Source organism: Streptomyces sp. NBC_00659, from assembly GCF_036226925.1.
Taxonomy (GTDB): Bacteria; Actinomycetota; Actinomycetes; order Streptomycetales; family Streptomycetaceae; genus Streptomyces.
Window position 1 is genome coordinate 5,063,090 of the sequence record NZ_CP109031.1, and the last position, 24,988, is coordinate 5,088,077.

The window sequence follows — 24,988 nt, forward strand, 5'->3', positions numbered from 1 at the left end:
CCTCCGTGCGGGTGACCGGCACCGCGCGGCGGGTGGCCCGTGCGGGTGACCGGCGCCGCGCGGCGGGTGGCCCGTCCGGGTGAGCGGCGGTGCCGACCGGGGCCGGCGTCGTACGACCCGCCCGGGCGGGTGCTGGTCCCGTAGCGGTTCCGGCGCCGTCTCGCCCGTCCGGGGCAACGGGTGTTCCTTCGACGACGGCGCCCTCCTGTCCCGGTCGGGGTGGGGCCCGGTTCCCGCCGGGCAAGGCATCCTCACTCGTTCGGGCCGCTCGGCTCGACGGGCGGGGCGGGTGCTCCGCACGCTGGTGGCGGGTCCGCGCGCGCATCCCGGCGGCCGACGGGTCCGCGTGCCGAGGGGAGGTGGCCGATGGGACCGGACACGCGGGCCGGCACCCGGGCCGCTCCTGACGAGGTCGCCTCGTTCCTGGCCCGGCTGACCGGGCTGCTGCTGCGGTCCAGCGGCGAGGGCGCCGTCCTCATCGAGCGCACCGTCCGGCACACCGCCCACGCGCTGGGGTCCGACGCCTCCGTCCTTCTCGTGCCGGACGGCGCCGCGCTCACCCTCGGCACCCGCGGCGCCTCCCGCACGGTGACCCTGCACGGAGTCCCCGAGGTCTTCCGGCTCGACCAGGTCGTCGCGCTGAAACCGCTCGTCCAGGACGTGCAGGCGGGGCGGATCGGGGTGGCCGAGGCGGACCGCCGGCCGGCCGCGATCGAGACGTCCCGGCCGCCCTACCCGTGGTGGCTCAAGCTGCTCGGCATCGTCCTGTTCACGCTGGGCTTCGCGCCGCTGATGCAGGCCACGTGGTACGAGATCGGCGCCACCGCCGTCCTCGGCACCGTCGCCGCCGTGCTGGCCGTCACGGCGGACCGGATCCCCCGGTACGCCACCGTGCTCCCGCTGGTCGTCTCGACCGCCGTCTCCGTGATCACGGTCGAGGTGTTCGCCCGGGACACCTCGCACGGCGGCCCCGTGCTGCTGATGCTGCCCGCGCTCTTCTTCTTCGTCCCCGGCGACTATCTGAGCGCCGCCGCGGCCGAGCTCGCCGCCGGCTACATCACCACCGGCGCGATCCGGCTCGTCTACTCCGCCTTCCTCCTCGTACAGCTCTACGTCGGTGTCCTGCTGGGCCTGTTCCTCACCGGCACCTCCACCCGCGCCTTCTTCGACATCGCCGCCGCGTCCGATCTGCCGCGCTGGGCCCTCTTTTTGAGCTGGATCGTCTTCACGACCGGCACGCTGCTGGCCTTCGCCATCCCCTTCCGGCTGCTGCCGCTCCTGCTCCTGCTGGTGTACGTCACCGTGGCCGTGCAGTCCCTGGCTACCAAGGCGATCGGCGAGACGGGCGGAACGTTCGTCGCGGCGGCCGTCCTGGCCGCCGCCGCGACCCGGCTCGCCCTGCGCCCGGACCGGCCGCCCCGGCTCGTGCTGCTCCTGCCCGGCTTCTTCACCCTCACCGTCGGCTCCCTCGGCATGCGGGGGCTGACCACCCTGGCCGGCGGCTATGTCATCGAGGGCTTCCGTGACCTGCTGAAACTCGTCACGATCGTCACCGCCATCGCCGTCGGCCTGGTCCTCGGAGCGGTCCTCGCCCAGCCGGCGGTCACCAGCCCGTCAGCAGAAGGTGGTTGAGGAGCAGGGCCGACGTGGCCTGGGCGACGAGCCAGGCACGGGGGCGGGGGAGGAACGCGCCCGCCGCCAGCATCCACAGCGCGAACGGCAGCCAGATGCGTTCGGTCTCCGCCTTGCTCATGCCGGAGAGGTCGGCGACGAGCAGGGCCAGCAGCGCCCCGATGACGAGGACGGCGAGCCGCGGGACGGTGCCCGGGGCGGGGCGAAGGGCGGGGCGAACGCCCGTGTCGGCCAGACCGGACACCGGCTCCGCGCCCGGCGCCGTGCAGGGAAGGTGTTCCCGCGCCGTGCCGGGGAGGCGTTCCCGCTCGGCCCCGGGGAGGCGTTCCCGCTCGGTGCGGCCCCGGGGGACGAGGCCCGCCCCGATGCGCAGGGCCGCCGCACCGGCCCTGCGCAGCCCCGCCGCGGTCGCCGGTCCCGTGATGAGCACCGTGCAGGCGAGATTCGCCCAGACCCAGTAGCCGTACGGCCGGATGCCGCCCGCCCCTTCGTAGTAGCGGGTGACCAACAGGCGATAGGCCTCCCACCAGTTGAAGCCGAGCAGCGTGAACACCATTGGTACGACGGTGAGTCCGGCCAGGACGTACGGCAGCGGGCGGAGCCGGGATCGGCGTCCGAGCAGCAGAACGGCGCCGGCGATCACGGCGATCAGGGTCAGACCGTACGAGAGATACGCGGTGAGGCCGAGGAGGAGACCGGAGGCGAGGCCGGTCGTCCGCGGCCGGCGCCCCGTGACCGCGAGGGCCAGCAGGGCGAGGGCCCAGGCCGCGACGGCCGCGAAGTACCCGTCCGCCGATGTGCCCATCCACACGGCTGCCGGGGCGAGGGCGAGGAAGGGCGCGGCGCGGCGCGCGAGCGCCTCCCCGGCCAGGGCGCGCACGGTGACGAGCACCGCGACCCCGGCCGTCGCGCCGACGGTGATGCACCAGACGCCCGCCCAGGCCCCGCCGCCCAGCCCGACGCGGTCGAGGAGGACGAAGGTGAGGGTGGCGGCCGGCGGATGCCCGGCGATGTGCGCGGGCCAGTGGTCGGGGGAGTGCAACAGGATGTGGTGGGTGAAGTCCCGCAGGGCGGCCGGGATGTCGTGGAAGCGGTTCACCGGGGAGATGACCTGGAGATATTCGTACCGCGTGGTGAGGCGCCGGGCCACGCCCCGCTCCCAGCCGTCGATCAGCGCGAGGGAGAACGTCCACACCGTCGTCGTGGCCCACACGGCGGCGAGCAGCTTCCGCCAGGGCAGCCGGGCGGCGAGGAGAGGACCGTACGCCACGACCGCGACGGCCACGGCGACCGAGGCCGCGGTGCCGGGTCCGGCATGCGGTCCCCAGTGCCCGTACAACGGCGCGGCGCTGACGAACAGCGTGCCGTCGCGGTGCTCGATGACGTAGCCGACGACGGCCGCGGTCAGCACGAGCAGGGCCGCGGCCAGAGCGGCGGTCAGGTCGCTCAGGACGGCCCGGGGCCGGTCGCTCAGCAGCGTCCGGGAGAGCCTGGGTTCCCGGGCTCTGGCCCGGGCCCGGGCCAGAGCCGGTGACAGGCGCCGGGGAACGGTTCGGGGAACGGCCGGGGGAGGGGGCGTGGGAAGAACCCCGGAAGGGTCTTCGGGGCGGGCGCGGGACAGATCGCGCGGGAGGTCGCGGGGGAGGTCGCGGTTCACCCTCGCACGCTAGGCCGGGAGGCCCCGCAGACAGGGGCCACTGAGGTGGACGTCAGAGTTTCGTCATGGTTTGAGAACCCGTTCGGGGGGTGCCCCAGGCCTACGGTCGGGGCATGCCACGGTCTCCCTCGTCCCCCGCGTTCTGGCGCAGCCCGCTGCGCGGCCCCTGGTTCACCTCCGTGCTGGGTGTGGTGCTGCTCGTCGGGATCACGGTGCTGTTCGTGACCGGACTTCTGTCGTACGCGGCCTACAACCCGAACCTCTCGCCGGTGAACGACAAGACCCCCGACAAGGGGATCCTCGGGTTCTACCTCTTCTCCTGGCCGACCGGCCCCGTCTGGCTGTACCGCCTCACCCAGGGCGTCCACGTCACGCTCGGCATCGCGCTGATCCCCGTCCTGCTGGCGAAGCTGTGGTCGGTCGTGCCGAAACTGTTCGCGCTGCCCCCGGCCCGCTCGCTCGCGCACGCCCTGGAAAGGCTCTCGCTGCTCCTTCTGGTCGGCGGCGCGCTCTTCGAGTTCACCACCGGCGTGCTCAACATCCAGCTCGACTACGTCTTCCCCGGCTCCTTCTACACCCTGCACTTCTACGGGGCTTGGGTGTTCATGGCGGCGTTCGTCGCGCACGCGGTCCTGCGGGTGCCGGCGGCCCTGCGCAATCTGCGCCGCATGCGCACTCCCGGCCCGCTGCCCGAGCCGCCGGGCTCGTCGCCCGGCACGGATGAACCGGCGCGTCCCGAGGACGAGTTGGTGTCACCGGACCCGCTGCCGCCCACGGTCTCGCGGCGCGGGGCCCTCGGATTCGTCGGAGGCGGAGCTCTGCTGCTGACCGCCACCACGGCGGGCCAAGGCTTCGACGGGCCGCTGCGCGACACGGCGCTGCTGGCCCCGCACGGCGGCGCCGAACCGGGCTCGGGACCGGGCGGCTTCCAGATCAACAAGACCGCCGCGTCCCGCGGTGTCACCGCCGCCGAGACCGGTGAGGAGGCCTGGCGTCTGGTCGTCACGGGGAAGGGCCGGACGGTCCGGCTGAGCCGCGCCGACCTCCGGCGGCTCCCCCTGCACAGTGCCGCGCTGCCCATCGCCTGCGTGGAGGGCTGGTCGACGTCCGACCAGTGGTGGCGGGGTGTGCGGCTGCGGGACCTGGCGGCGCTCGTCGGCTACGAGGCGGACGCGGCCCCCGATGTGCTCGTGGAGTCGCTCCAGCGGCGCGGAGCGTTCCGGGTGGCTGCCCTGCGGGACAACCAGGTGCGTGATCAGCGTTCCCTGCTCGCGCTGTTCGTCAACGGCGAGGACCTGACCCCCGATCACGGCTACCCGGCGCGGGTCATCGTTCCGGCCGCGCCCGGCGTGCTGAACACCAAGTGGGTGGCCCGGATGACGTTCGGAGACCTGTGATGCGAAGCCCTGAACCGGGAAGCCCTGAATCCGGAAACTCTGAACCCGGAGGCTCTGAACCGGGAAGCTCTGAACCCGGAGGACCAGAACCGCGACGGCCCGCGCCGCGACGACTGGCGCCGCGCCGGCGGTTCGAGGCGCTGCTCTCGGCGGCGCGTCGGCGGCCCGGCCGCGACCTGATCGGCAGCCCCTTCCAACTGCTGCTGTTCGCTTGCTCGTTCGCGTTGGCGGGCTACGCCGGGGTGCGGCTCCTCGCGGGCGACTGGTCCCGGGTGGCCCTCTGGTTCGTGGGCGCGGCGGTGCTGCACGACCTGGTGCTCGTGCCGTTGTACGCCGTCGCGGACCGGGCCGTCTCGAAGACGCTGGACGCGAGGGGCCACCGGGACCTGACGATGTACGTCCGTGTTCCGGCGGCTCTCTCCGGTCTCCTGCTGCTGGTGTGGTTCCCGCTGATCAGCGGGCAGATCGCCGACCGCTACCGGTCGGCGACCGCCCTGCCGGCCGACGGGTTCGCGGCACGCTGGCTGCTGATCACGGCGGCGCTGTTCGCCGGGTCCGCGGCTCTGCTCGCCCTGCGGTCCCTGCGGGCCTCCCGCCGTGGCCCGTTGCGCAGGGCCACGAAGGACCGTCCACCCGCCGCCCACTGAGCGTCGGCCCGCCATCCGGCACGCGCCGCGTGCCGGAGCAGGGCCGGGGTGCCGACCCGGGCCCACGGGAAGGCGGCCCGGTCGCCGGCCGTGCCCCGGCCGCCGGCCTCGCCCGCGTTCCCGCTCCCGGCCGCACCGCTGTCGGTGCTGTCCGGGTAGTCGGCGTCGTGGGCGTCGTCGGGGTGCGCGGCGCGGACGATGCGGACGTCGACGCGTTCGTCGATGTCCGCGCCCGCCACGGTCTCGGCGATCAGCAGGCCGCCCGGGGCGAGGAGTTCGGCCGTACGGCGCAGGAGGGCGGCCGGGTCGCCGCCGATGCCGATGTTGCCGTCGACGAGGAGGACGGTGCCCCAGCGGCCCTCCGAGGGCAACTGCTCGAAGACCGACCGGTGCAGCGCCCGGCCGCCGAGCCGTACCGTGCGGGCCACGGCGGCCTCGCTGACGTCGATGCCGAGCGAGGGCCTTCCGCGTGCCGCGAGCTCCGCGACCAGACGTCCCGGACCGCATCCCACGTCGAGCACGGCGCCCTCGCAGTACGCGAGCAGCTGGAGGTCCACCGCGTCGGCGCGAGCGCACCAGCGCTCCACCTCCAGGGGAAGGAGCCAGCCGTCCGTCCGCCGCAGGAACAGCGGCCCCCGGCCGGCGCCCAGCGCCTCCGCGTAGGGATCGGCGGCCCATGAGCGCGCGGCCCGCCCGGACAGGGCCTCTGTTCCGGGTCCCCCTCCGCTTCCGTTCCCGCTTCCGTTCCCGCTTCCGTTCCCGCTTCCGTTCCCGGGCAGGGTTCCCGTCCCCGCCGCGGCCCCTGTCTCGACCCGCACGCCCGTCCGGGCTCCCGTCCCGGTGCCGTTCCCGGTACCCGGGACGGGTACGGAGCTCCGTGCGGTGCCGGAACCCCGAGCGACTGTTCTCCCCACGCCGCTCATCGCCCGGCCCCCCGCCGCCCGGAGACGGGGCCGGTGTCCCGGCCCCCGGTGCCTGTTCCGGCCGCCCGTACGGCCTTGAGCCCGGCGACGAAACCCTCGTTCCATCCGGTCGCCCGCCCCGTGGTCCGGTCCGGGGTGAGGCCCACGGTCCGTCCGGGAACCTGCCCCGGGACCGGAGTGGTCGCCGTCCTGAGCCTGCCCAGCTCCGCCGCGAAGACCCCCGCGGGCGCGGCCGCCGCGACCGCCGTCGCGTCCGCGGCCGTGTCGACGTCCCGCAGACGGGGCAGATCCCGCACCCGCAGCCCGGCTCCGACGAGACGTGACCGTTGTGCGGCCCCCGTCGTGCTCGTCGACATCGGTACGCCCCGCAGGAGCTCCGGGCGGGGTTCGGCGAGACCCAGCGCCCAGAAGCCGCCGTCGTCGGCCGGCCCGAAGTACGCGTCGCAGTCCGCGAAGTCCACCGTGAGGAGGGCGGGTGTCACCTGAGGCGTGTCCATGCCGATGAGCAGCGCGGGCCCGTCGCAGTCCGCGAACGCCGCGGCCAGCCGCTCGTCCAGACCGCCCGCGCACTGTCGTACGACGTCGAAGCCGGCCGGAAGCCAGGGGCCGGGCTCCCCGTCGAGCACGAGGACCCGCCGCCGCGCGGGTGTCGCCGCCACCGCTCGCAGGGTGTCCACGAGGGCCGCCTCGGCCAGCTCGGCCGCTTCCCCGGGGGTGAAGGGCGGGGTGAGCCGGGTCTTCACCCGTCCGGGACGCGGTTCCTTGGCGATGACGAGCAGGGTGACGCTCACTGGACGGTTCCTCCTGGGGACGGTGCGGGAGCGGACGCCGAGGGCGGCGCCGTGACCTGGGCTCCGGCCGGTACTCCGGTCGGCGCCTCGGGCCGCGCTTCGGGCCGCGCCTCGGTCCGGGCCCCGCCGGAGGACGGGACCAGGTCGTGCGCCCGGGCGGGCGGGGGCGGTTCGGCCAGGACGCGGCGCATGTCCCGTACCGCCTGCCAGGTGCCGCGCCAGGTGCCGGTGACCTTGGAGACGCCGGTACGCGCCAGATACGGCACGTCGTGCTCGGCGACGCGCCAGCCGGCGTCGGCGGCGCGGACGACCATCTGGAGCGGGTAGCCGCTGCGCCGGTCGGTGAGCCCGAGGCCGAGCAGCGCCTCGCGGCGGGCCGCGCGCAGCGGACCGAGGTCGTGCAGGCGCAGGCCGGTGCGGCGCCGCAGCATCCGGGCCAGCGCGATGTTGCCCGCACGGGCGTGCGCGGGCCAGGCGCCGCGCTCCTGGGGCCGGCGCCGGCCGAGCACGAGGTCGGACTCCGCGGCCCGTACCTCGGCGACGAACGGCAGGAGCAGGGCGGGGTCGAGGGAACCGTCGCAGTCGCAGAAGCAGACGATGTCGGCGGTCGCGGCGGTCAGCCCGGCGTGGCAGGCGGCGCCGAACCCCCGGCGCTCCTCGCGCACGACGGTGGCGCCCAGCGCGCGGGCCAGCTCCGCGGAGCCGTCCGTGGAGCCGTTGTCCACGACCAGCGCGCGCCAGCCGGGCGGGATCCGGGAGAGCACCCAGGGCAGGGCGCCGGCCTCGTTCAGACAGGGAAGGACCACGTCGACGTCCGGGTCCGGTACGGGAAAGGTCGTCACGGCCTTCACCTTACGAACGCGAAAGGGATGAACCGGACTTCATGTCCTTACGAAACTCGGACGTCGGCGCCGACGAGCCACGCCGGACCCGGCCGGGTGCGACGCTGGAGCCATGCATCGAGCGCACGAATCCCCAGGTGCCGGACCTGCCCCGAGCGTGAACGGGGGCCCGGGGACGGCTTCGGACCCTGATCCGGGGACGGCTTCGGCCCCGCACCCGGGCCCCGGTGCGCTTCCTTCTCCGGAACCCGCCCCGCGGCCCCTTCCGGCGTCCGCGCCGGCCTCCTCTCCGGCGTCTGTTCCGGCGTCCGTTCCGGTCTCCGTGGCGGCCACCCGTGTGCTCGTCGTGGACGACGACCCGACCGTGGCCGAAGTCGTCTCCGGGTACCTCGAACGCGCCGGGTATCTCGTGGACCGGGCGGCGGACGGTGCCGTCGCGCTCGCCCGTGCCGCCGCACACCGGCCCGACCTGGTGGTGCTCGACCTGATGCTGCCGGGCATCGACGGCCTGGAGGTGTGCCGCCGGCTGCGCGCCCAAGGGCCCGTGCCGGTCATCATGCTCACCGCGCGCGGCGACGAGGACGACCGCATCCTCGGCCTGGAGGTCGGTGCGGACGACTACGTGACCAAGCCGTTCAGCCCGCGGGAACTGGTCCTGCGGGTCGAGTCCGTGCTCCGCAGGACCCGGCCGGTGCCCGCCGCGCGCCCGCTGCACGCCGCCGGTCTCGCCGTCGATCCGTCGGCCCGCCGCGCCACCAAGAACGGCACCGAACTCGCCCTCACCCTGCGCGAGTTCGATCTGCTGGCGTTCTTCCTGAAGCACCCCGGCCGCGCGTACGCCCGCGAGGACCTGATGCGCGAGGTGTGGGGCTGGGACTTCGGTGACCTGTCGACGGTCACCGTCCACGTCCGCAGGCTGCGCGGCAAGGTCGAGGACGATCCCGCGCGGCCCCGCCTGATCCAGACGGTCTGGGGCGTGGGCTACCGCTTCGACGACACGGAGGCGATGGCCGGGCCGACCGGGCCGACCGGACGAGAACATCCCACGACCGAGAAGGAGACCGGCGCGTGAACGACATACTGGTCATGGCCCTGTTCGCCTTCCTGGGCGCCGCCGCGGCGGGCCTGCTCGGCGTGGGCGCGCTCCGGCTCCTGCGGCGCCGTTCGCTCACCGCGTCCCTCACGGTCGTCGCCGCCGTCGCCGTCTGCGCCATGCTCGCGGGAACGCTGGCGGTGGCGTGGGCGATGTTCCTGTCCCCGCACGACCTGAGCGTGGTCACGACGGTCATCACCATGGCGGCCGTCGTCTCGCTGGCCACCGCGTTGCTCCTGGGCCGCTGGGTCGTGGCCGGCAGCAGGGCGCTGACCCTCGCCGCCCGCTCCTTCGGCGACGGCGGCGACTTCGCGGCTCCCGAGGGCCCGACGACCGCCGAACTCTCCGCGCTCAGCCGTGAACTGGCGGACACCAGCCGCAAACTGGCCGAGTCCCGCGACCGCGAAAGGGCCCTCGAGACCTCGCGCCGTGAACTCGTCGCCTGGATCTCGCACGACCTGCGCACCCCGCTCGCCGGGCTGCGCGCGATGTCCGAGGCCCTGGAGGACGGTGTGGCGGCGGACCCGAACCGCTATCTGCGCCAGATGCGTACGGAGGTGGAACGCCTCAACGGCATGGTCGGAGACCTCTTCGAACTCTCCCGGATCCACGCGGGCGCCCTCGCCCTCTCCCCCTCCCGTGTCTCCGTGTACGACCTCGTCGGTGACGCCCTCGCCGGAGCGGACCCGCTGGCACGCGAGTACGGGGTGCGCCTGGTCGGGAACCGCATCGAGCAGGTGCCGGTCGAGGTGGACGGCAAGGAGATGAGCCGGGTGCTCGGCAACCTCCTCGTCAACGCGATCCGCCGTACGCCCGCCGACGGCACGGTCGCGGTCGCCGCCGAACGCTCGGCCGCGGGCGTCGTCCTGTCCGTCACCGATGGCTGCGGAGGCATCCCGGAGGAGGACATCCCACGGGTCTTCGACACCGGCTGGCGCGGGACCCACGCCCGTACACCACCCGCCGGAGCCGGCCTCGGCCTCGCCATCGTCCGCGGGATCGTTGAGGCGCACCGGGGCATGGCAGCCGTCCACAACGTCCCCGGCGGCTGCCGTTTCGAGGTCACCCTCCCGATGGCGGGGGTGTGAGAGACGCCCCGGCCTTCCGGCCGGGGCGTTCGCCTTCCGAGGCCCCGGGCTTCCGGCCGGGGTGTTCGCCCTGCGAGGTCCCGGGCCTTCCGGCCGGGGTGTTCGTTCGCCTTCCGAGGTCGCGGCCCGCGTCCCGGCCGCCGAAAACTAGTCGCCGCGCAACGGCTCCGTCGCGAACTCCCGCATCCCCTCGGTGAATCCGGTCTCCGCCTTCCAGCCCAGATCTGCCCGCAGCCGGGCCGAGTCCGCGGTGATGTGCCGTACGTCCCCCAGCCGGTACTCCCCGGTCACGACCGGCTCGGGGCCCCCGTACGCGTCCGACAGCGCCCGCGCCATCTCGCCGACCGTACGGGGCTCGCCGCTGCCGGTGTTGTAGACGGCGAGCGAGCCGTGCGGCGAACCCGCCTCCAGGGCAGCCATGTTGGCGGCGGCCACGTCCCGCACATGGACGAAGTCCCGCCGCTGTCCGCCGTCCTCGAAGACGCGCGGGGCCTCACCGCGGGCGAGAGCGGAACGGAAGAAGGAGGCGACGCCCGCGTACGGGGTGTCGCGGGGCATCCCGGGCCCGTAGACGTTGTGATAGCGCAGCGACACCGCGGTGCCGCCCGTGGAACGGGCCCACGCCGCCGCGAGGTGTTCCTGGGCCAGCTTGGTCGTCGCGTACACATTGCGCGGGTCGACCGGCGCGTCCTCACCCACCAGGCCAGGCGTCAACTCCTCACCGCAGCGCGGGCAGAGCGGCTCGAAGCGCCCCGCGTCCAGATCGGCGACGGCACGCGGCCCCGGCCGGACCACCCCGTGCCACTCACACGCGTACCGCCCCTCCCCGTACACGACCATCGACCCGGCGAGCACGAGCCGCCGTACCCCCGCGTCCGCCATCCCGGTGAGCAGCACAGCTGTGCCGAGGTCGTTGCGCGACACGTACTCGACGGCGTCGCCGAACCCGGTGCCGAGCCCCACCATCGCGGCTTGGTGGCACACCGCGTCCACGCCGTCCAGCGCCCCCGCGACGGCCTCGGCGTCCCGCACGTCGAGGCCGTCCCGCAGGTCGAACACGACCGCCTCGTGGCCTCGCGCACGCAGGGCCGCGACGATCCGACCTCCGATGAACCCGGCCCCGCCGGTAACCAGTACACGCATGGAACGCACGCTAGGACCGCCGCCGTGTCCGGCGACAGCACCACGCCCACCACGTCACCGCACCGTAAGACCCGGGGCACCGTCGCGCGTGCTCACATGCGCAGCAGCCGCTGGGTGATCTCGCGGTACTGGCGCAGCGCGTGGCGCAGTTCCTCGCCCTGGGTCTCGGGGTCCTGGCCGTGCCAGGCCGCGTGGAGGTCGCCGCGTCGTTCCGTGAGGGCGCTCATGAGCTGGGCGGCGGCCTCGTCGAACGCGGTCTCGGCCTCCTCCAGGGCTTCCAGCGGGCTGTGCGCGAACGTGTTGAGCGCGTGGTTCAGCCGCTGGGTGACGTCGGCCCGCTCGTCCGCCCCGAGCAGCGGTTCCGGGCCGGACGCACGACGTCCGGCGGAACCGGGCCGCCCCTCCGGAGGCTGTTGGGCGCGTGTCTGGTCGTACATCATGGTCGGCCGCTTCCTGTACGTCGTACCGGCGCGGGGCGCGTCGGGGAGTTCGGGGGGCGACGACCGGGCCGGACGTTCCGGTAGGTCACCGCCGGGTCGTGTTCAGCCGGCGCTGGATCCCTCCCGTTCCGCCTGGGCGGCGCGCCGGTACTCGGCGTTGATGCGCTGGGCGTCCTCGAGCTGGTCCTCGAGGATGACGATGCGACAAGCGGCCTCGATCGGGGTCCCCCGGTCGACGAGTTCCCGCGCGCGGGCGGCGATCCTCAGCTGGTAGCGGGAGTAGCGGCGGTGGCCGCCCTCCGAGCGGAGCGGAGTGATCAGCCGGGCCTCACCGATGGCCCGGAGGAATCCGGGCGTCGTGCCGAGCATCTCGGCGGCCCTGCCCATCGTGTACGCGGGATAGTCGTCGTCGTCGAGACGACCACTGAGTGGAGTGTCCGCTGTCATTTCACCTCGTCATGGCACGCGTCGAGGGGCCCCGCTGCCGTACGGCACCAGGGCCCCGAAGGAAATTGAACACCATCTGCCGGCTCCGCTGCGGAGCCGACCTTCTGTTTCCGCTACCGGGCCCGTCTGAGGGGCGGATGAGCGGGGATCGTGTATGCCGTGACCGGAAACCACCGTCCATTCCGGGTTTTTGCGGTACCGGCTGTGCTGCTCCGGGGCCGCGCGATCCTGATGGCGTCTGCTTCCTCCGTCCTTGGCTCGGTGTCGATCACTCGCCGGACCGGGACGTTCTCCTCCGGACCGACGCTGTCTGTACAAGAAACCCTAATCACGCCACGGCTCGATGTCTACCGTGACAAAGACAGGTTTCGCGACGCACGGGGATCAGATTTTCCGGGGTGCGCGGCGATCGCCGCGGTGAACGGTCCGTATACGGAATCGAGACCATCCCGCATCCTTCTCCCCGCAACTGCCGGACGGTCCCGTGCTGTCCTGGGGGACAGAATCCGCGGCCGGGCGAGCGACGGCCGTATGCCGTGGTCACGCATGTCGTGACCATGACTTCGCCGGTCGGGAGGACCGGGACGGCCGGTGGGAGCCGGCCGGGCGAAGTCGTCGAGAACGAGGACGGGACATGTCGGGTCTCAGACGTACGTCGGCGCTGGCGCTGGCGGGCGGGATCATGCTGCTGACGGGGTGCCAGGACCCGGCGGGCACCAGCTCCGCCGCCGGCACCCCCACGTCCTCCGCGGCCGCCTCGGCCGCGGCGGCCGTCCGGAAGGACACCCCGGCCCCGGCCGCCTCACCCGCGTCGAGTCCCGCCGGCACGAGCGCCCCGTCGCGCGGCTCGGCCACCGGCTCCCCGGAGCGGGCCACCGCCACCCCGGCCGGCCGCGCGGCCACCGCCGTCGCGGGCTGCCGCAACCTGGCCGCCGGTGACGCGGTGAAGACCGAGGTCACCCGGATGTACCGGCACGACGTCACCCACTTCCAGCACATCGAGCCGGAGCCGCACACGTTCTTCTACGGTCAGTGCGGAACCGTCCGCTACGCCGCCACCCGTTTCCAGCCGTTCGCGGGCGCCACGCAGGCGGAACTCGTGGGCATGCAGGACGAGGGAGGCGCCATCAAGTACTTCCGCGACTCGGGCGGCGGCTGGGTCTACATCGCGAGCGACGGCCTCCCCGCGGGTCCGCACGGCTGCGGCGACATCCCGGCGATTCCCGACGCCCTGGCCACCGCGTGGGGAAACTGCTTGTTCGGGCGCTGAACCGCCCGCCCTCTTCGCCCCCGGATCCCGGCGGCCCCGCCCGTGTGGGGCCGCCGGTGCGCCCCGCCGGTGCGGGGGCGCCGGTGCTCACGGCGACGACGGCACCGGAAGCACGGTCGGGACCGCGGCCGGAGAGGCCGTCGCCCCGCGCGCGACGGCGTCGAAGTCGACGTATCCCGTCCTCTCCAGCGCCGAGATGTGGCCGAGCTCGGTCCGGTTGGCGACCGTGGCCAGCTCCCGTACCAGCGTGTTGCGGGTGCTGCTGCGCACCTGGGCGAGCTGCTGGAAGATCCTGCCGTGCTCCTCGCGCAGCAGATTCGCGAACAGCGTCCGGTACTCGCCGTCCTGAGCCGCCGTCAGCTGCGCGAGCCGGCCCTGCTGCTCGGCGGTCGGCTGGGTCGGCAGGACGATGGCGAGGTCGGTGGCCACTTCGCGGACACGCTTGTCGAGGTCGGTGTGGCCGGCCACCAGCTGGTCGCCCGCCTCCTTGACGGCCTTCGTGGGGGCCCTGTCGATCGCCTGCCGGCCCGCGGACATCTCCCACAGGCCGTCCAGCTCCACCTGCACCACGAGGTCGCGGTCGGCGGTGCTCAGCGGTCCCCAGGGCGTGCTCACCACGGGGCCGGGGTCGGCGATGGCGGCCTTCACCGCGTCGAAACGGTGGGGGTTTGAACTGCACTCGTTCTAGTGAAGAACGAGCGATCATGAGCATTCATGAGTGAGTGGCTTCTACGGTCTGGCTTGTGAATCTGACCGAGTGGGCGAAGGCTCAGGGCGTCCATCCGCAGACGGCGCGCCGCTGGTTCCGTGATGGAACGCTGCCGGTGCCTGCGGAGCGGGTGGGCCCGCGCACGATCCTGGTGAACATCGAGGCCAACCAGGTCGCCGATGTCGTCAGGGGCGTGGGCCTGTACGCCCGGGTCTCCTCCCACGACCAGAAGGCCGACCTGGCGCGGCAGACCGCGCGGCTGGTGGAGTGGGCGGCGAAGGCGGGGCACCGGGTGGTGCGGGCCGAGTCGGAGATCGCCTCGGGCATGAACGGCGGGCGGGCGAAGGTCCGCCGACTGCTGGCCGACCCGGCCGTGACCACGGTGGTCGTCGAGCACAAGGACCGCCTGGGGTGGATGAACACCGAGCTCGTCGAGGCCGCACTGGCCGCGCATGGCCGTCGCCTCGTCATCCTCGATGACGGCGAGGTCGAAGATGACCTGGTCCGCGACATGACCGAGGTCCTGACCTCGTTCTGCGCCCGCTTGTACGGACGCCGCTCCGCGGGGAACCGCGCGCGGAAGGCGCTTGAGGCGGCCGCGAAGTGAGCGAGCGCAAGAAGCCGTTGCGTGCGGTCCAGGGCCCGTTCGTGGTCCAGGACCGTACGGGCGTCGCGATCCGCGACCGCCTCAAAGACCTCACACCGCAGGACAACGAGGTCCTGCGTCTCATCGGCGCCCACATGGGCGGCCTCGCCACCGCCGACCTCGCCCTGTACTCGCGGGCCGGCTTCGAGCGCACCGGCCAGACCTGGGCCACCCGCAAGCAGGAGCTGACTGTCAGGTCGTCGTCCCGCTGGGCCGGTGCCGTCACCAAGGGCACCCACGACCAGTACTCCCTGGCCCGGCGTGGCCAGTTCGCGTACCGGGACAAGCTCGCCGACGGCATCCGCATGCTCATGCACCGTCTGTCCCTCCCGGTCGGGGAGAAGGGTGCCAAAGGCAGGCCGGGCGGCTACCGGTCCAGGGCGGAGTGGTTCCACAAGTCCCGCCGTCTCCACATCCTCAAGGCCCGCCTCACAAAGGTGGAGGAGGACATCGCGACCGGGCAGGTGCACGTCGTGCGCGGCGGGAAGAGCCTCGCGAACAACCGGCACAACCTGGCCGCCGCCGGTCTTACCGAGACCGGGTGGCGGGAACGCTGGGAGGCCGCCCGCTGGTTCTTGAGCGCGGACGGCGAGTCGGGCAAGCGGTTCGGGAACGAAACGATCCGCGTCACCCCGGACGGCGAGGTCTCCGTCAAGCTGCCCAGGCCGCTGGAGTACCTGGCCAACAGCCCGCATGGCCGGTACGTCCTGACCAGCCGCGTCGCCTTCCGGTATCGGGGCGCGGAGTGGGCCGGCCGTGTCGCCGGGAACCGGGCGATCGCGTACGAGATCCACTACGACGTGGCCAAGAGCCGCTGGTATCTGACCGCCTCGTGGAAGCGCGCCGCCGTGCAGGCCATCGCCTTGGAAGCGGCGCGGGCGGGCGGGCTGATCGGCGTGGACACGAACGCCGACCACTTCGCCGCGTACCGCCTCGACCGGCACGGCAACCCGGTCGGCGACCCGCAGCGGTTCCGCTACGACCTGACCGGCAGTGCGGACCACCGCGACGCGCAGTTGCGGCACGCGCTCAGCCAGTTGCTGCGCTGGGCCACCCGGACCGGCGTCACCGCGATCGCTGTCGAAGACCTCGACTTCTCCGACGGCAAGACCCGCGAGAGGTTCGGTCGCCGCAAGCGGTTCCGGCAACTCATCCACGGCATCCCCAGCGGCAAGGTCAAGGCCCGGCTGGTGAACATGGCCGCCGAGCACGGCCTCTCCCTGGTCGCCGTCGACCCGGCGTACACCTCCAAGTGGGGCGCCGAGCACTGGAAGACCCCCCCCTGACCAGCAAGAAACGTGCGATGACCCGCCACGACACGGCGGGCATCGCGATCGGAAGGCGCGCCCTCGGGCACCCGATCCGGCGACGGACGAAACCGCCCCGCACCCACCAGAGCGATGGTGGCGGGCATCGGAACGTCCAGGCCGAACCGGGCACCTTGGAGCGCGAGGGACCCCGTCGGACACGGTACGGAACCAGCCCCCAGAGGGCGGCGACCGGCCGTGCAGTCAAAGCGGGGAACCAGCGTGTCCAACACCGTTCGGGACACGCGGCTGAGCACGGGTTCTGGCAACAGGACCCACTCCCGCTCAGTTCTTAGGAACGGTACGAGTAGAACACCGGGTACGCGAGTGAGCCGATCGTGCCGCCGATCGCCAGCACCATGAAGATCGTGACGAAGCTGCGCCGCAACTGAGCCTCCCTGCGGACCGGCTGTTCTTCGGCAACCTTCACTCGTCCGGTGCGGTCCGTACCGGCCGAAGCCGTTCTTGGCGCGTACCGGGTGCTCCAGCCCCTTCCCGTACGGGGGAACGGGAGTCGCGTGGGCGGGGGCACCCGGCCGCCGTGCCAGAAGATCAGTTCGCCGCCCGGGGCCGATAGGGCCGAACGGCCCAGGGCGTCAGGGCCGTACGGACACCGGGCCACGCCCCCGGACCGGGCGCACCCGTCTCCCGCCCGCGCGCCTCACTTTCGCTCCACCGCCCGGCAGTTGGCGGGCCGACGGCGGCGGAAGCGGGCGTCCGGGCTCGTCGGCGAGGCCCGCGCGAGGGAACCCGCTCCGGGCCCGTCGGCCGTCGCCCACCGGGACCGGAGGGGCCGTTGGGCCCTCCGGTCAGGGCCTTCGCAGGGGCTGTTCGGCCCTATCCGGCCCCCGTGTCCCGGAGCCGATCATGAGGCGGCGGCCGGGAAGCGGCACCGCGTCCACCCCCGTGCGCGGCACTTCCCGGCCCGCCGACGCCCTGAGCGGGACGTGTGCCGGACAGGACACGCCTCAGGGGCGGGACATGTGGAGAAGGGGAGGGAGTCGTCCGGTGGACGAGGCACAGACGCGCCCGGAGGAGGCGGCGAGACCGCGCACCGCGGTCTCCGCGGCCGGCAGGGCAGAGGCGGCGAACGCGGCCGGCGCGGCACGCACGGCCGATGAGACGGACGGGGTCGCCGCGGCGGCCACGCCCGACGGGACGGACGCGGTCGCCGGGACGGACACGGCCCCCGCGGCACGCGCGGCCGGCGAGGTGTCCGGGCGGCCCGGCGGAACGTCCGCCGAGGGGCCCGTCCGCGCCTCGTGGGTGGACTGGCTGACGACCACCGACCACAAGAGGATCGGGACGCTGTACCTGGTCACGGCGTTCGTGTTTTTCGGCGTCGGCGGTGTCATGGCGCTGCTGATGCGCGCCGAACTGGCCCGGCCCGGACTGCAGATCATGTCGAACGAGCAGTTCAACCAGGCGTTCACGATGCACGGCTCGATCATGCTGCTCATGTTCGCGATGCCGCTGTTCACCGGCTTCGCCAACTGGATCATGCCGCTGCAGATCGGCGCGCCCGACGTGGCCTTCCCCCGGCTGAACATGCTGGCCTACTGGCTGTTCCTGTTCGGGTCGTCCATCGCCGCCTTCGGCTTCCTCACCCCGGACGGCGCCGCCGACTTCGGGTGGTTCCTGTACGCGCCGCTGTCCGACGCCGTCCACTCGCCGGGGCTCGGCGCCGACATGTGGATCATGGGTGTCGCACTGTCGGGCTTCGGCAGCATCCTCGGCGCGGTCAACTTCATCACCACCATCGTCTGCATGCGGGCCCCCGGTCTGACCATGTTCCGCATGCCGATCTTCACCTGGAACGTGCTGCTGACCGCCTTGCTGGTCCTGATCGTCTTCCCGGTGCTGGCGGCGGCCCTGTTCGCGCTGGAGTGCGACCGCAAGTTCGGCAGCCACGTCTTCGACCCCGCGAACGGCGGCGCGCTGCTCTGGCAGCACCTGTTCTGGTTCTTCGGCCATCCCGAGGTCTACATCCTGGCGCTGCCGTTCTTCGGCATCGTCTCCGAGGTGATCCCGGTCTTCTCCCGCAAGCCGATGTTCGGCTACATGGGCCTGGTGGGCGCCACCATCGCCATTGCGGGCCTGTCGGTGACGGTGTGGGCGCACCACATGTATGTCACCGGTGGTGTGCTGCTGCCCTTCTTCTCCTTCATGACCATGCTGATCGCGGTACCGACGGGGGTGAAGTTCTTCAACTGGATCGGCACCATGTGGAAGGGCAGTCTGTCCTTCGAGACACCGATGCTGTGGACCACGGGCTTCCTGGTCACGTTCGTCTTCGGCGGTCTGACCGGCGTCATCCTGGCGTCACCGCCGCTGGACTTCCATGTCTCCGACTCGTACTTCGTCGTGGCGCACTTCCACTACACGGTCTTCGGCACGGTCGTCTACGCGATGTTCGCCGGATTCCACTTCTGGTGGCCGAAGATGACGGGCCGGATGCTCGACGAGCGCCTCGGCAAGATCACCTTCTGGACCCTGACCGCCGGCTTCCACCTCACCTTCCTCGTCCAGCACTGGCTGGGCGTCGAGGGCATGCCGCGCCGCTACGCCGACTACCTCGCCTCCGACGGCTTCACGGCCCTCAACACCCTTTCCACGATCGGGTCGTTCCTGCTGGGCCTGTCGGTCCTGCCGTTCCTCTACAACGTGTGGAAGACGGCCAAGTACGGCGAGAAGGTCGAGGTCGACGACCCGTGGGGCTACGGCCGTTCGCTGGAGTGGGCGACCTCCTGCCCGCCGCCGCGGCACAACTTCGCCTCGCTGCCGCGGATCCGGTCCGAGTCCCCGGCCTTCGACCTGCACCACCCGGAGATCGCCGCGGCCGAGGCGGTGAACTGAGCCATGGCGCAGCCCGTTCTGGCGCTGGGCGCCGCCTTGCTGACGGTGTCCGGCAGCGTCTGGTACGTCCCGGCCCTCGCCGATCTGCGCGCGGGCGCCGACCGTCCCCACTCCCGCCGGAGCGCGGCCGCGGCCTGCGTGAGCGCCTGGAGCACGGCCGGCACGATCGCCGCCCTGTTCCTGGTGACCGAGGCATGGTGGATCCCCGCCCTCACCGCGGCGGCGGGCGCGGCGGTCACCCTCGGCCTCCGGGTCCGCGCGGTGGTACGACGCCGGCGCGAGGCCGCGGAGGCGGCCCGCCACTGGGCACAGCTCGGGAGCGGGGCCACGGCCGCCGAGGACCGTTCCGGGAGCGGCCGTACCGTCTTCGCCGCCTTGACCGCCACCGGCCTCGCCGCCGCCGCGGCCACGGCGTGCCTTCTCCTGACCACGGGCCCCACCGGCGGTCACTGGCTGACGGCCGCCGTTCCTGCGGCCCTGGTCGGCGTGTTCCTCCTGATCGCGGCCACGGTGGCCCACCCGTCCCCGCGCACCGGCCCGCATCCGCGCGATGTCCGGGGCCGTACCGGCTGACCTGTCGTGGGCCCGCGGCAGCGAACGGACAGCGATCGGGCCCGGACGACACATGTCGTCCGGGCCCGATCGCTGGTGGCGGAGGCCGGTCAGAACAGGCCCTTGTACCCCTGCCAGCCGGTGGCGGTCTTCGTACGGCCGCCGAAGGAGCCCTTGCCGTTGCCGTCGTTGCGCCAGACGGTGCCGGCGGTGTCGCGGGAGACGAGGTCGGCCCGGCCGTCGCCGGTGACGTCGCCGACGCCCACGACCACGTTGTACGACGAACCCCAGTCGTTGAAGACCTTCACGCGGGCCTTGAACGTGCCGGTCGCCGTGCCGTCGTAGCGCCACAGCTCGTTCGACTTGTCCTGGGCCAGCAGGTCACCGTGACCGTCGCCGTCGAGGTCACCCGCGCCCACGACCTTCTTGTACCCCGTCCACTTGGACGCGACCTTCACCCGGGCGGAGAACGTGCCCGTGCTCGTCGCCTTGTAGAGGTAGACGTCGCCGGTCGAGGACTGGCGGGCGATCAGGTCGGCCCGGCCGTCGCCGCTGACGTCCCCGGGCGAGGTCAGCACGTCGTACTGGTTCCAGCCCGTGCCCAGCGAGGTGTACGCGGTGGACGGCGTCACCGCCGCCCCGCACGCGGGCCGGTAGGCGCGCAGCGAGCCGCTGCTGAACCGTACGAGCATGTCGTTGCAGCGGTCACCGCTCAGGTCGCCGAAGGGCACCGCCTTCACCGTGGTCGGCCACCCGGAGCCCGACACCTTGCCGGTGAACGTTCCCTTGCCCGTCCCGTACTGGTACGTCAGCCCGCCCGAGCTGTTGAGCGTCACCAGCTCGCCGGAGCCGTCCGACCCGACGAAGTCGCGGCGGACCGCGGCGGCTCCGGTGACCTTGACCGAACCCGTCCTCGTCAGTGCCGAGCCCTGCCCGTCCGCGGGGGTGACGGTCAGCTTCCAGGTGTAGGCGCCGTTGGGCACCAGCCGGCCGGAGCCGTCCTTGCCGTTCCAGGCCGGGTCCACCACACCGCGGGCCGGACCGCCGGAGAGCGCCCGCACGGCCGTACCGGCCTTGTCGCCGATCTCGAGCTTCCAGGAGGCCGCGGGCTTGTTCAGCCACCACTTCGGGCCCCACTGCGTGGCGCCGCCCTTGACGTCGACCGAGGCGGCGACGGTGGCGTCGCGCTGGACGAGCGCCGAGACGGGGACGTCACTGGCGGTCAGACGGATGCTGTTGTCGGAGCGGAGCTGGGCGATCACACCGGTGTACGGGTCGACGTCCCAGGCGTTGCCCTCGAACGCCCCGGCGGTGTGCGCCACGGGCGTTCCGCCGCGCACGTCGATCACCTTGAGCTGTCCGGACGCGACCGTCGCGACGAAGCCGTCGCCGAGCTGCGCCTGCTCCCAGCTGCCGCCCGACACCAGCGTCAGATTCCGCTTGGTGACGGTGTCGTAGACGCCCTGGCCCTCCGAGTCGAGCACGCAGTTCCACAGCAGCCACCGGCTGACCGCCTGGAAGTCGTTCAGCAGGCAGCCGCGCCCGAACCACACCGGCTCGCCCTGCTTGCCGGTCGGCAGGTCGTAGGGGACCACGCTGTCGTTGCCGGACATCACCCACACGGTGGTGCCCCAGATCGCCCGCACGCTCTCCGTCGTGGTGAACACCGTGTGTCCGGAGTCGACGTCGACGATCCGGGTCTCGGTCACCCCGTTGCTGTCGTACGGCCTGGCCAGGGCGGCGAAGCGGCCGTTCGCGGCGGTCGCGGTCTGATAGCTGCGGGAGCTGTCGATCCGGGTGCCGGGCAGCGACTGGCCGGCCCCGAGGAGCTGGGGCTGCTGGGCGGTGCTCGTGCCGTAACCGGAGATGACGGTGCGGCCGTCGCCGGTGTCGAGGAGACGAGGGCGGCCCTGCGCGTAGTTCTCCATGGTGATCCGGCCACGGGTGGTGCGCGTTCCCGCCGTGGGGGAGCCGGCCACCCCCGTCTCACGGGTGTGGAGATACGTCCAGTCGCCCACGGGGTCCAGCTCCAGGGTGGTCAGCCGCCCCTGGGAGAAGGTCAGCTGGGAGACCGTGTGGGCGGCCTTGCGGGGGTACGCGTCCGCGATCCGGCGCACGGTGACCCCGCCGCCCGGGGCGGCCTCGACGAGGGAGACGCCCCAGTGGTCCGTGTCGGCGCCGCCCGGTACGAGGAGCCCGCCGTCCGGAGTCGCCATGGCCCGCACCGACGTCCTGGCCATCAGCGTCCGCGGAGCGGAGCCGTCGAGGGGGACGGCCTCGACCCGTGAGACCGCGCGGTCGGTGCCGGACCTGCCCAGGGAGGAGTCGTACCGGGCCACGATCACGGTGTCGCCGACCAGGCCCAGCACCTGCGAGATGTCGCCGACGCGCACGGTCCGCACGGTGGCGTCCGGGTTCTGGCGGGAGGCGACGTGCAGGACACCGTCGTAGCACCACACCAGGTGGGTGGGGCTGAGCGCGACCATGTCGTACCACGGCAGCACCTCGTACGGCAGGGCGGTGAAGCGCGCCTGCGCGACGTCGAGCCACCCGGTGACCTCGTCGTCGCCCTTGCGGTACCGCACGACCTGCCCGTGCGCGTCGCCCAGACCGGCGGCGGACTGCGTGTAGACACCGGAGGGGACGCCCTCCACCGCGCGGTCGGAGACGGAGCCGTCGTCGCGGGCGTCCAGCAGATGCCACCGGGAGTCGCCCGGGGTACCCGTCGTCGTGACGACCGTCGACCCGAGCGTGCTGAAGTAGAAGTGTCCGTCGGGCAGCGCCACCGTGCCGACCTGACCCGACGTCATGTTCCGCAGCGTCACGGTCCGGGCGGAGCTGTCGAAGCGGGCGACGACGTCCGAACCCGCGCCGGCACTCGTGACGCCGTACGCGTCCGTGCCCGAGGCGTCGACGACGGTGTCGACACCGTCGTACGTCGTCCACAGCTGGCCGCGTCCCTCCTCGTACCGGAGGAATCCCGAGGGTCCCGCGCTCAGCAGGCCCGTCCGGGGAACCAGGGACGTCGTGGCCGGCACGACCACCTCTCCGGTGACCGGTTCACCCTGCGCGACGCCGGCCGTGAGCGGGCTCAGTCCGAGAGCGAGCGTGAAGGAAACAGCGGCGGCGGTTGCGCATCGTACGAGCGCGCGTCTGCCCATGCGGGACCTCTCCGGGAAACGGTGGCTGAAAGCGTGGAGAGACATGTGCGTGGGCCGTCGCACCGCAGGTCACAGACGTGCGGGCATATGACGTTCGGACACCCCCCCAGGCGAGTGGCCGGATCTTAGCATTTTGCTTGCGCATGACCATTGCCCCGGCCGGGGAACGGGCGGTGATCTGCCGTGGCACCGGGGCACGTTGAGCGCGTTCCGTGAATCGACCAGTGCCTGCCCGGACCGGTCCGAGATTCCTCGAACCCGGTCGGGGATTTCGTGAACCGATCGGAGGGGCTCGTCCGATGAGGGGGTGAGCGCCGCTCCCGCGGAGCCCGAGCCCGAGCCCGAACCTGAACCCGAGTCCGAGCAAGGAGAAGACGGATGCTGCACATGGTGGACCTGACGTCCCTCGCGCTGATCGCCCTCACGGGCTTCATCTGGCTGTGGGGTCTGATCGACTGCGCCCGCACGCCCCGTGACCGCGTCCGCTTCCTGCCGAAGCTGCTGTGGCTGCTCATCCTGCTCAACGGCTCGGTCCTCGCCACCCTGGCCTGGGTCTACTTCGGCAGAAAGCCGGCAGCGGACGCGGCGAAGGTCCCGGCCGGGCGGACCGGGTCCCTCGCCCAGGCGCGGTAGCGCAGGGGCGTGCGTACGGGACCGGCCGGCCGCGCCCGACAGTGATCCCGCCGCCCGGCGGGAGGCCCTACTGGTAGAACCGCACTCCGCCGTGCGACCCGAGGGCGTTGAGTTCCAGCACGCTCCCGTCCGAGGTGACGTACACCGTGCCCGAGGTGAAGCCCCACTTGCCGGTCCCCACCGGCAGGCCCGCGACCGGGGTGGTGCGACCGGTGCGCGCGTCGATGGTGACGAGCTGCGGGGAGCCGGACGTGGTGATGGCGTACACCTTGCCGTCCGCGCCGGACGCGGGGACGGCGAGCACGGCGGAGCGCTGGGTCCAGAGTTTGGCGCCGGTGGTGGTGTCGAAGCCGTCGATCACCGGGCTGCCGGCGGCTGTGGCCGGGGTGACCAGGACCTTGCCGTAGAGCCGGGCGGAGTGGTCGGCGCCGGTCTCGTTGCCGGTCGTGAGTTCGTCGTTGCCCACGGCCAGTTTGCGGCCGGTCCCCTTGGTGTCGAAGACCTGCACGGAGTCCTGGCGCGCCGTGTGGACGGCGGCGACCAGCGGGGAGCCGGACAGGATGTGCGTCACATCCGAGTGGGCCCTCTCGGACTTCCGCCAGATCACCTTCCCGGTCTTGCCGTCGAACGCGGTGAGGATGAACCTGGTCTTCTTGTCGAGGCAGAAGTCGTCCACCATCACGACGCCGTCGGCGCCCCAGCCGTAGGCGTTGCAGTAGTGACCGCGGGCCTGGTAGCCCCATACGCGGCTGCCGGTGCGGAGGTCCACACCGCCGAGGAAGTTCACGCCGACGACGGTGGCGACATCGCCCTGCAGATAGGTCGTGGCGGTCGCCGCCACGGGGTGCTTCTTGCTGGTCAGCGGCAGGGACCAGAGAATCTTGCCGGTGGACGCCTTGACGCCGGCCAGCCAGGTGCAGGTGCTGCCGTCCTTGCCGAAGGCGACCGTGCCGATGCCCTGGGCGCTGACCGTCGGCGACATCCCGCAGGGGACGGTGCCGCGCCCGGCGGCGGTGGCGGGGGACGCGGCGCGCCACACCTGCTTGCCGTCGCTGAGGTCGTAGGCCCGCAGGCCGCCTCGGCTGCTGGCCCGGACGAGCAGCTTGTCGGTGAGCCAGCTGCCGATGAGCGCGTCGTCGGCGGCCGGCGCCGGTATCTGCCACACCCGCGTCAGCTTCTCCGAGGCGACGGCAGCGGCCTCCTCCTGCTTGAACATGACGGTGGCGACCCCGCCGGCGGCGGCGAGGACGGCGAGGGTGAGCACGATCCTGCCCACCCGCCTGGTCTTCCCGGCTCGTTCGCCGCCCGCAGGGGGCCCCGGCTGCGCGGCGCCGGGCCCGGGGTGGCGAAGGGCCTCCCGGTCGAGGACGGCGGTGGCCGCCGACGGGTATCCGGACTCCTGGTCCGCCCACCCGCTGTCGCGCAGGATGTGCGGAGATGTCCGGTGCCCCGGCTCGCGCACGGCCTCGTGGGCGTCGGCGCGCAACTCGGAAACCCCCAGCGGCATGGTCCCGTCCCACCGCGTGTCGGACGACCTGCCGTCCCGCTCGGCCGGAGACCTGCCGTCCCACGACGGGACGGCCGGCTCCGGCTGCCGCTGCTCCCGGTACGGCTGCGGCCGGTCGGCCGAGTCTGCCGGCGTTCCCGGGTACGGCTGCGGGCCGGCAGCCGACTTACGGGGCTGGAAGGCCCAGCCGAGGTCCTCCTGCGGCGCACCCTGGCCCGGCGACGATTCCGTCGTCATCTCCGTGATC

Annotated in this window: 18 protein-coding genes and 2 pseudogenes; 10 read left to right on the plus strand and 10 right to left on the minus strand. The window is 72.9% G+C overall.

Translation table 11 applies throughout. The features are described 5' to 3' along the window. Window positions 1-366 precede the first annotated feature (366 nt). Window positions 367-1,632: a threonine/serine exporter family protein gene (locus OG410_RS21980; protein WP_329300764.1), complete on the plus strand. Its 1,266-nt coding sequence runs from the start codon at window positions 367-369 to the stop codon at window positions 1,630-1,632. Here the strand turns inward: OG410_RS21980 and OG410_RS21985 are convergent. After that, a complete protein-coding gene (locus OG410_RS21985; RefSeq protein WP_329304197.1) occupies window positions 1,604-3,109 on the minus strand; it encodes a hypothetical protein in 1,506 nt (501 codons plus the stop codon). The two genes, OG410_RS21980 and OG410_RS21985, sit on opposite strands and share 29 nt — an antisense overlap. 293 nt (window positions 3,110-3,402) lie before the next feature. Between OG410_RS21985 and OG410_RS21990 the strand changes: the two genes are divergently transcribed. Further along, on the plus strand, window positions 3,403-4,686 hold the full coding sequence (locus OG410_RS21990) for a molybdopterin-dependent oxidoreductase (protein WP_329300765.1): 1,284 nt from the start codon (window positions 3,403-3,405) through the stop codon (window positions 4,684-4,686). Window positions 4,687-5,161: 475 nt separating this feature from the next. Here OG410_RS21990 and OG410_RS22000 read toward each other — a convergent pair whose 3' ends face one another. From OG410_RS22000 to OG410_RS22010, 3 genes and pseudogenes are all read right to left on the minus strand, one after another. Beyond that, complete coding sequence (locus OG410_RS22000) at window positions 5,162-6,034, minus strand: class I SAM-dependent methyltransferase (RefSeq protein WP_329304198.1); 873 nt, start codon at window positions 6,032-6,034, stop codon at window positions 5,162-5,164. Between the two features lie 404 nt (window positions 6,035-6,438). Next, window positions 6,439-7,047: pseudogene (locus OG410_RS22005) on the minus strand (TIGR04282 family arsenosugar biosynthesis glycosyltransferase); the annotation flags it as partial. 149 nt (window positions 7,048-7,196) lie between these two features. After that, a pseudogene (locus tag OG410_RS22010) lies at window positions 7,197-7,898 on the minus strand (glycosyltransferase family 2 protein); the annotation flags it as partial. A 313-nt stretch (window positions 7,899-8,211) separates the two neighbouring features. Here OG410_RS22010 and OG410_RS22015 point away from each other — a divergent pair. Next, window positions 8,212-8,961: a response regulator transcription factor gene (locus tag OG410_RS22015; RefSeq protein ID WP_329300767.1), complete on the plus strand. Its 750-nt coding sequence runs from the start codon at window positions 8,212-8,214 to the stop codon at window positions 8,959-8,961. Window positions 8,962-8,975: 14 nt separating this feature from the next. After that, window positions 8,976-10,070 carry a sensor histidine kinase gene (locus OG410_RS22020; protein ID WP_443063901.1) on the plus strand — a complete coding sequence of 365 codons (1,095 nt, stop codon included), beginning with the start codon at window positions 8,976-8,978 and terminating at the stop codon, window positions 10,068-10,070. Window positions 10,071-10,217: 147 nt separating this feature from the next. On the opposite strand, the gene OG410_RS22025 is transcribed toward OG410_RS22020, so the two are convergent. From OG410_RS22025 to OG410_RS22035, 3 genes are all read right to left on the minus strand, one after another. Continuing rightward, window positions 10,218-11,213: an NAD-dependent epimerase/dehydratase family protein gene (locus tag OG410_RS22025; RefSeq protein ID WP_329300769.1), complete on the minus strand. Its 996-nt coding sequence runs from the start codon at window positions 11,211-11,213 to the stop codon at window positions 10,218-10,220. A gap of 92 nt (window positions 11,214-11,305) precedes the next feature. Further along, a complete protein-coding gene (locus OG410_RS22030; RefSeq protein ID WP_329300771.1) occupies window positions 11,306-11,653 on the minus strand; it encodes a hypothetical protein in 348 nt (115 codons plus the stop codon). A gap of 102 nt (window positions 11,654-11,755) precedes the next feature. Beyond that, window positions 11,756-12,100 carry a MerR family transcriptional regulator gene (locus OG410_RS22035; RefSeq protein WP_329300772.1) on the minus strand — a complete coding sequence of 115 codons (345 nt, stop codon included), beginning with the start codon at window positions 12,098-12,100 and terminating at the stop codon, window positions 11,756-11,758. 634 nt (window positions 12,101-12,734) lie between these two features. Between OG410_RS22035 and OG410_RS22040 the strand changes: the two genes are divergently transcribed. Continuing rightward, complete coding sequence (locus tag OG410_RS22040) at window positions 12,735-13,370, plus strand: hypothetical protein (RefSeq protein ID WP_329300773.1); 636 nt, start codon at window positions 12,735-12,737, stop codon at window positions 13,368-13,370. A gap of 87 nt (window positions 13,371-13,457) precedes the next feature. Here the strand turns inward: OG410_RS22040 and OG410_RS22045 are convergent, their stop codons facing one another. Then, window positions 13,458-14,018 (minus strand): DUF4142 domain-containing protein, encoded by a 561-nt coding sequence (locus OG410_RS22045; RefSeq protein WP_329300774.1) that lies wholly within the window; start codon window positions 14,016-14,018, stop codon window positions 13,458-13,460. A 95-nt stretch (window positions 14,019-14,113) separates the two neighbouring features. Between OG410_RS22045 and OG410_RS22050 the strand changes: the two genes are divergently transcribed. The 4 genes from OG410_RS22050 (at window position 14,114) to OG410_RS22065 (ending at window position 19,461) form a co-directional block, all read left to right on the plus strand. Continuing rightward, window positions 14,114-14,686: an IS607 family transposase gene (locus OG410_RS22050; RefSeq protein WP_329300775.1), complete on the plus strand. Its 573-nt coding sequence runs from the start codon at window positions 14,114-14,116 to the stop codon at window positions 14,684-14,686. Further along, window positions 14,683-16,011, plus strand: coding sequence for an IS200/IS605 family accessory protein TnpB-related protein (locus tag OG410_RS22055; protein WP_443063778.1), 1,329 nt, complete (start codon window positions 14,683-14,685; stop codon window positions 16,009-16,011). The genes OG410_RS22050 and OG410_RS22055 overlap by 4 nt, the downstream gene beginning before the upstream one ends. Window positions 16,012-17,244: 1,233 nt before the next feature. Further along, window positions 17,245-18,888, plus strand: a complete 1,644-nt coding sequence (gene ctaD / locus OG410_RS22060) for an aa3-type cytochrome oxidase subunit I (RefSeq protein WP_329304199.1) — start codon at window positions 17,245-17,247, stop codon at window positions 18,886-18,888. Window positions 18,889-18,891: 3 nt separating this feature from the next. After that, window positions 18,892-19,461 (plus strand): hypothetical protein, encoded by a 570-nt coding sequence (locus OG410_RS22065; RefSeq protein ID WP_329300776.1) that lies wholly within the window; start codon window positions 18,892-18,894, stop codon window positions 19,459-19,461. Between the two features lie 89 nt (window positions 19,462-19,550). On the opposite strand, the gene OG410_RS22070 is transcribed toward OG410_RS22065, so the two are convergent. Then, window positions 19,551-22,601, minus strand: coding sequence for an FG-GAP-like repeat-containing protein (locus tag OG410_RS22070; protein WP_329300777.1), 3,051 nt, complete (start codon window positions 22,599-22,601; stop codon window positions 19,551-19,553). A gap of 378 nt (window positions 22,602-22,979) precedes the next feature. Between OG410_RS22070 and OG410_RS22075 the strand changes: the two genes are divergently transcribed. Next, window positions 22,980-23,234, plus strand: a complete 255-nt coding sequence (locus tag OG410_RS22075; RefSeq protein ID WP_329300778.1) for a hypothetical protein — start codon at window positions 22,980-22,982, stop codon at window positions 23,232-23,234. Between the two features lie 67 nt (window positions 23,235-23,301). Here the strand turns inward: OG410_RS22075 and OG410_RS22080 are convergent, their stop codons facing one another. Continuing rightward, window positions 23,302-24,978, minus strand: coding sequence for an outer membrane protein assembly factor BamB family protein (locus OG410_RS22080; protein ID WP_329300779.1), 1,677 nt, complete (start codon window positions 24,976-24,978; stop codon window positions 23,302-23,304). Window positions 24,979-24,988 lie beyond the last annotated feature (10 nt).

Coding starts and splice junctions, on each gene's coding strand:
- OG410_RS21980 (WP_329300764.1), top strand. CDS start 367: ATGGGACCGGACACGCGGGCCGGCACCCGGGCCGCTCCTGACGAGGTC.
- OG410_RS21990 (WP_329300765.1), top strand. CDS start 3,403: ATGCCACGGTCTCCCTCGTCCCCCGCGTTCTGGCGCAGCCCGCTGCGC.
- OG410_RS22020 (WP_443063901.1), top strand. CDS start 8,976: ATGGCCCTGTTCGCCTTCCTGGGCGCCGCCGCGGCGGGCCTGCTCGGC.
- OG410_RS22025 (WP_329300769.1), bottom strand. CDS start 11,213: ATGCGTGTACTGGTTACCGGCGGGGCCGGGTTCATCGGAGGTCGGATC.
- OG410_RS22030 (WP_329300771.1), bottom strand. CDS start 11,653: ATGATGTACGACCAGACACGCGCCCAACAGCCTCCGGAGGGGCGGCCC.
- OG410_RS22035 (WP_329300772.1), bottom strand. CDS start 12,100: ATGACAGCGGACACTCCACTCAGTGGTCGTCTCGACGACGACGACTAT.
- OG410_RS22040 (WP_329300773.1), top strand. CDS start 12,735: ATGTCGGGTCTCAGACGTACGTCGGCGCTGGCGCTGGCGGGCGGGATC.
- OG410_RS22065 (WP_329300776.1), top strand. CDS start 18,892: ATGGCGCAGCCCGTTCTGGCGCTGGGCGCCGCCTTGCTGACGGTGTCC.
- OG410_RS22070 (WP_329300777.1), bottom strand. CDS start 22,601: ATGGGCAGACGCGCGCTCGTACGATGCGCAACCGCCGCCGCTGTTTCC.
- OG410_RS22075 (WP_329300778.1), top strand. CDS start 22,980: ATGCTGCACATGGTGGACCTGACGTCCCTCGCGCTGATCGCCCTCACG.
- OG410_RS22080 (WP_329300779.1), bottom strand. CDS start 24,978: ATGACGACGGAATCGTCGCCGGGCCAGGGTGCGCCGCAGGAGGACCTC.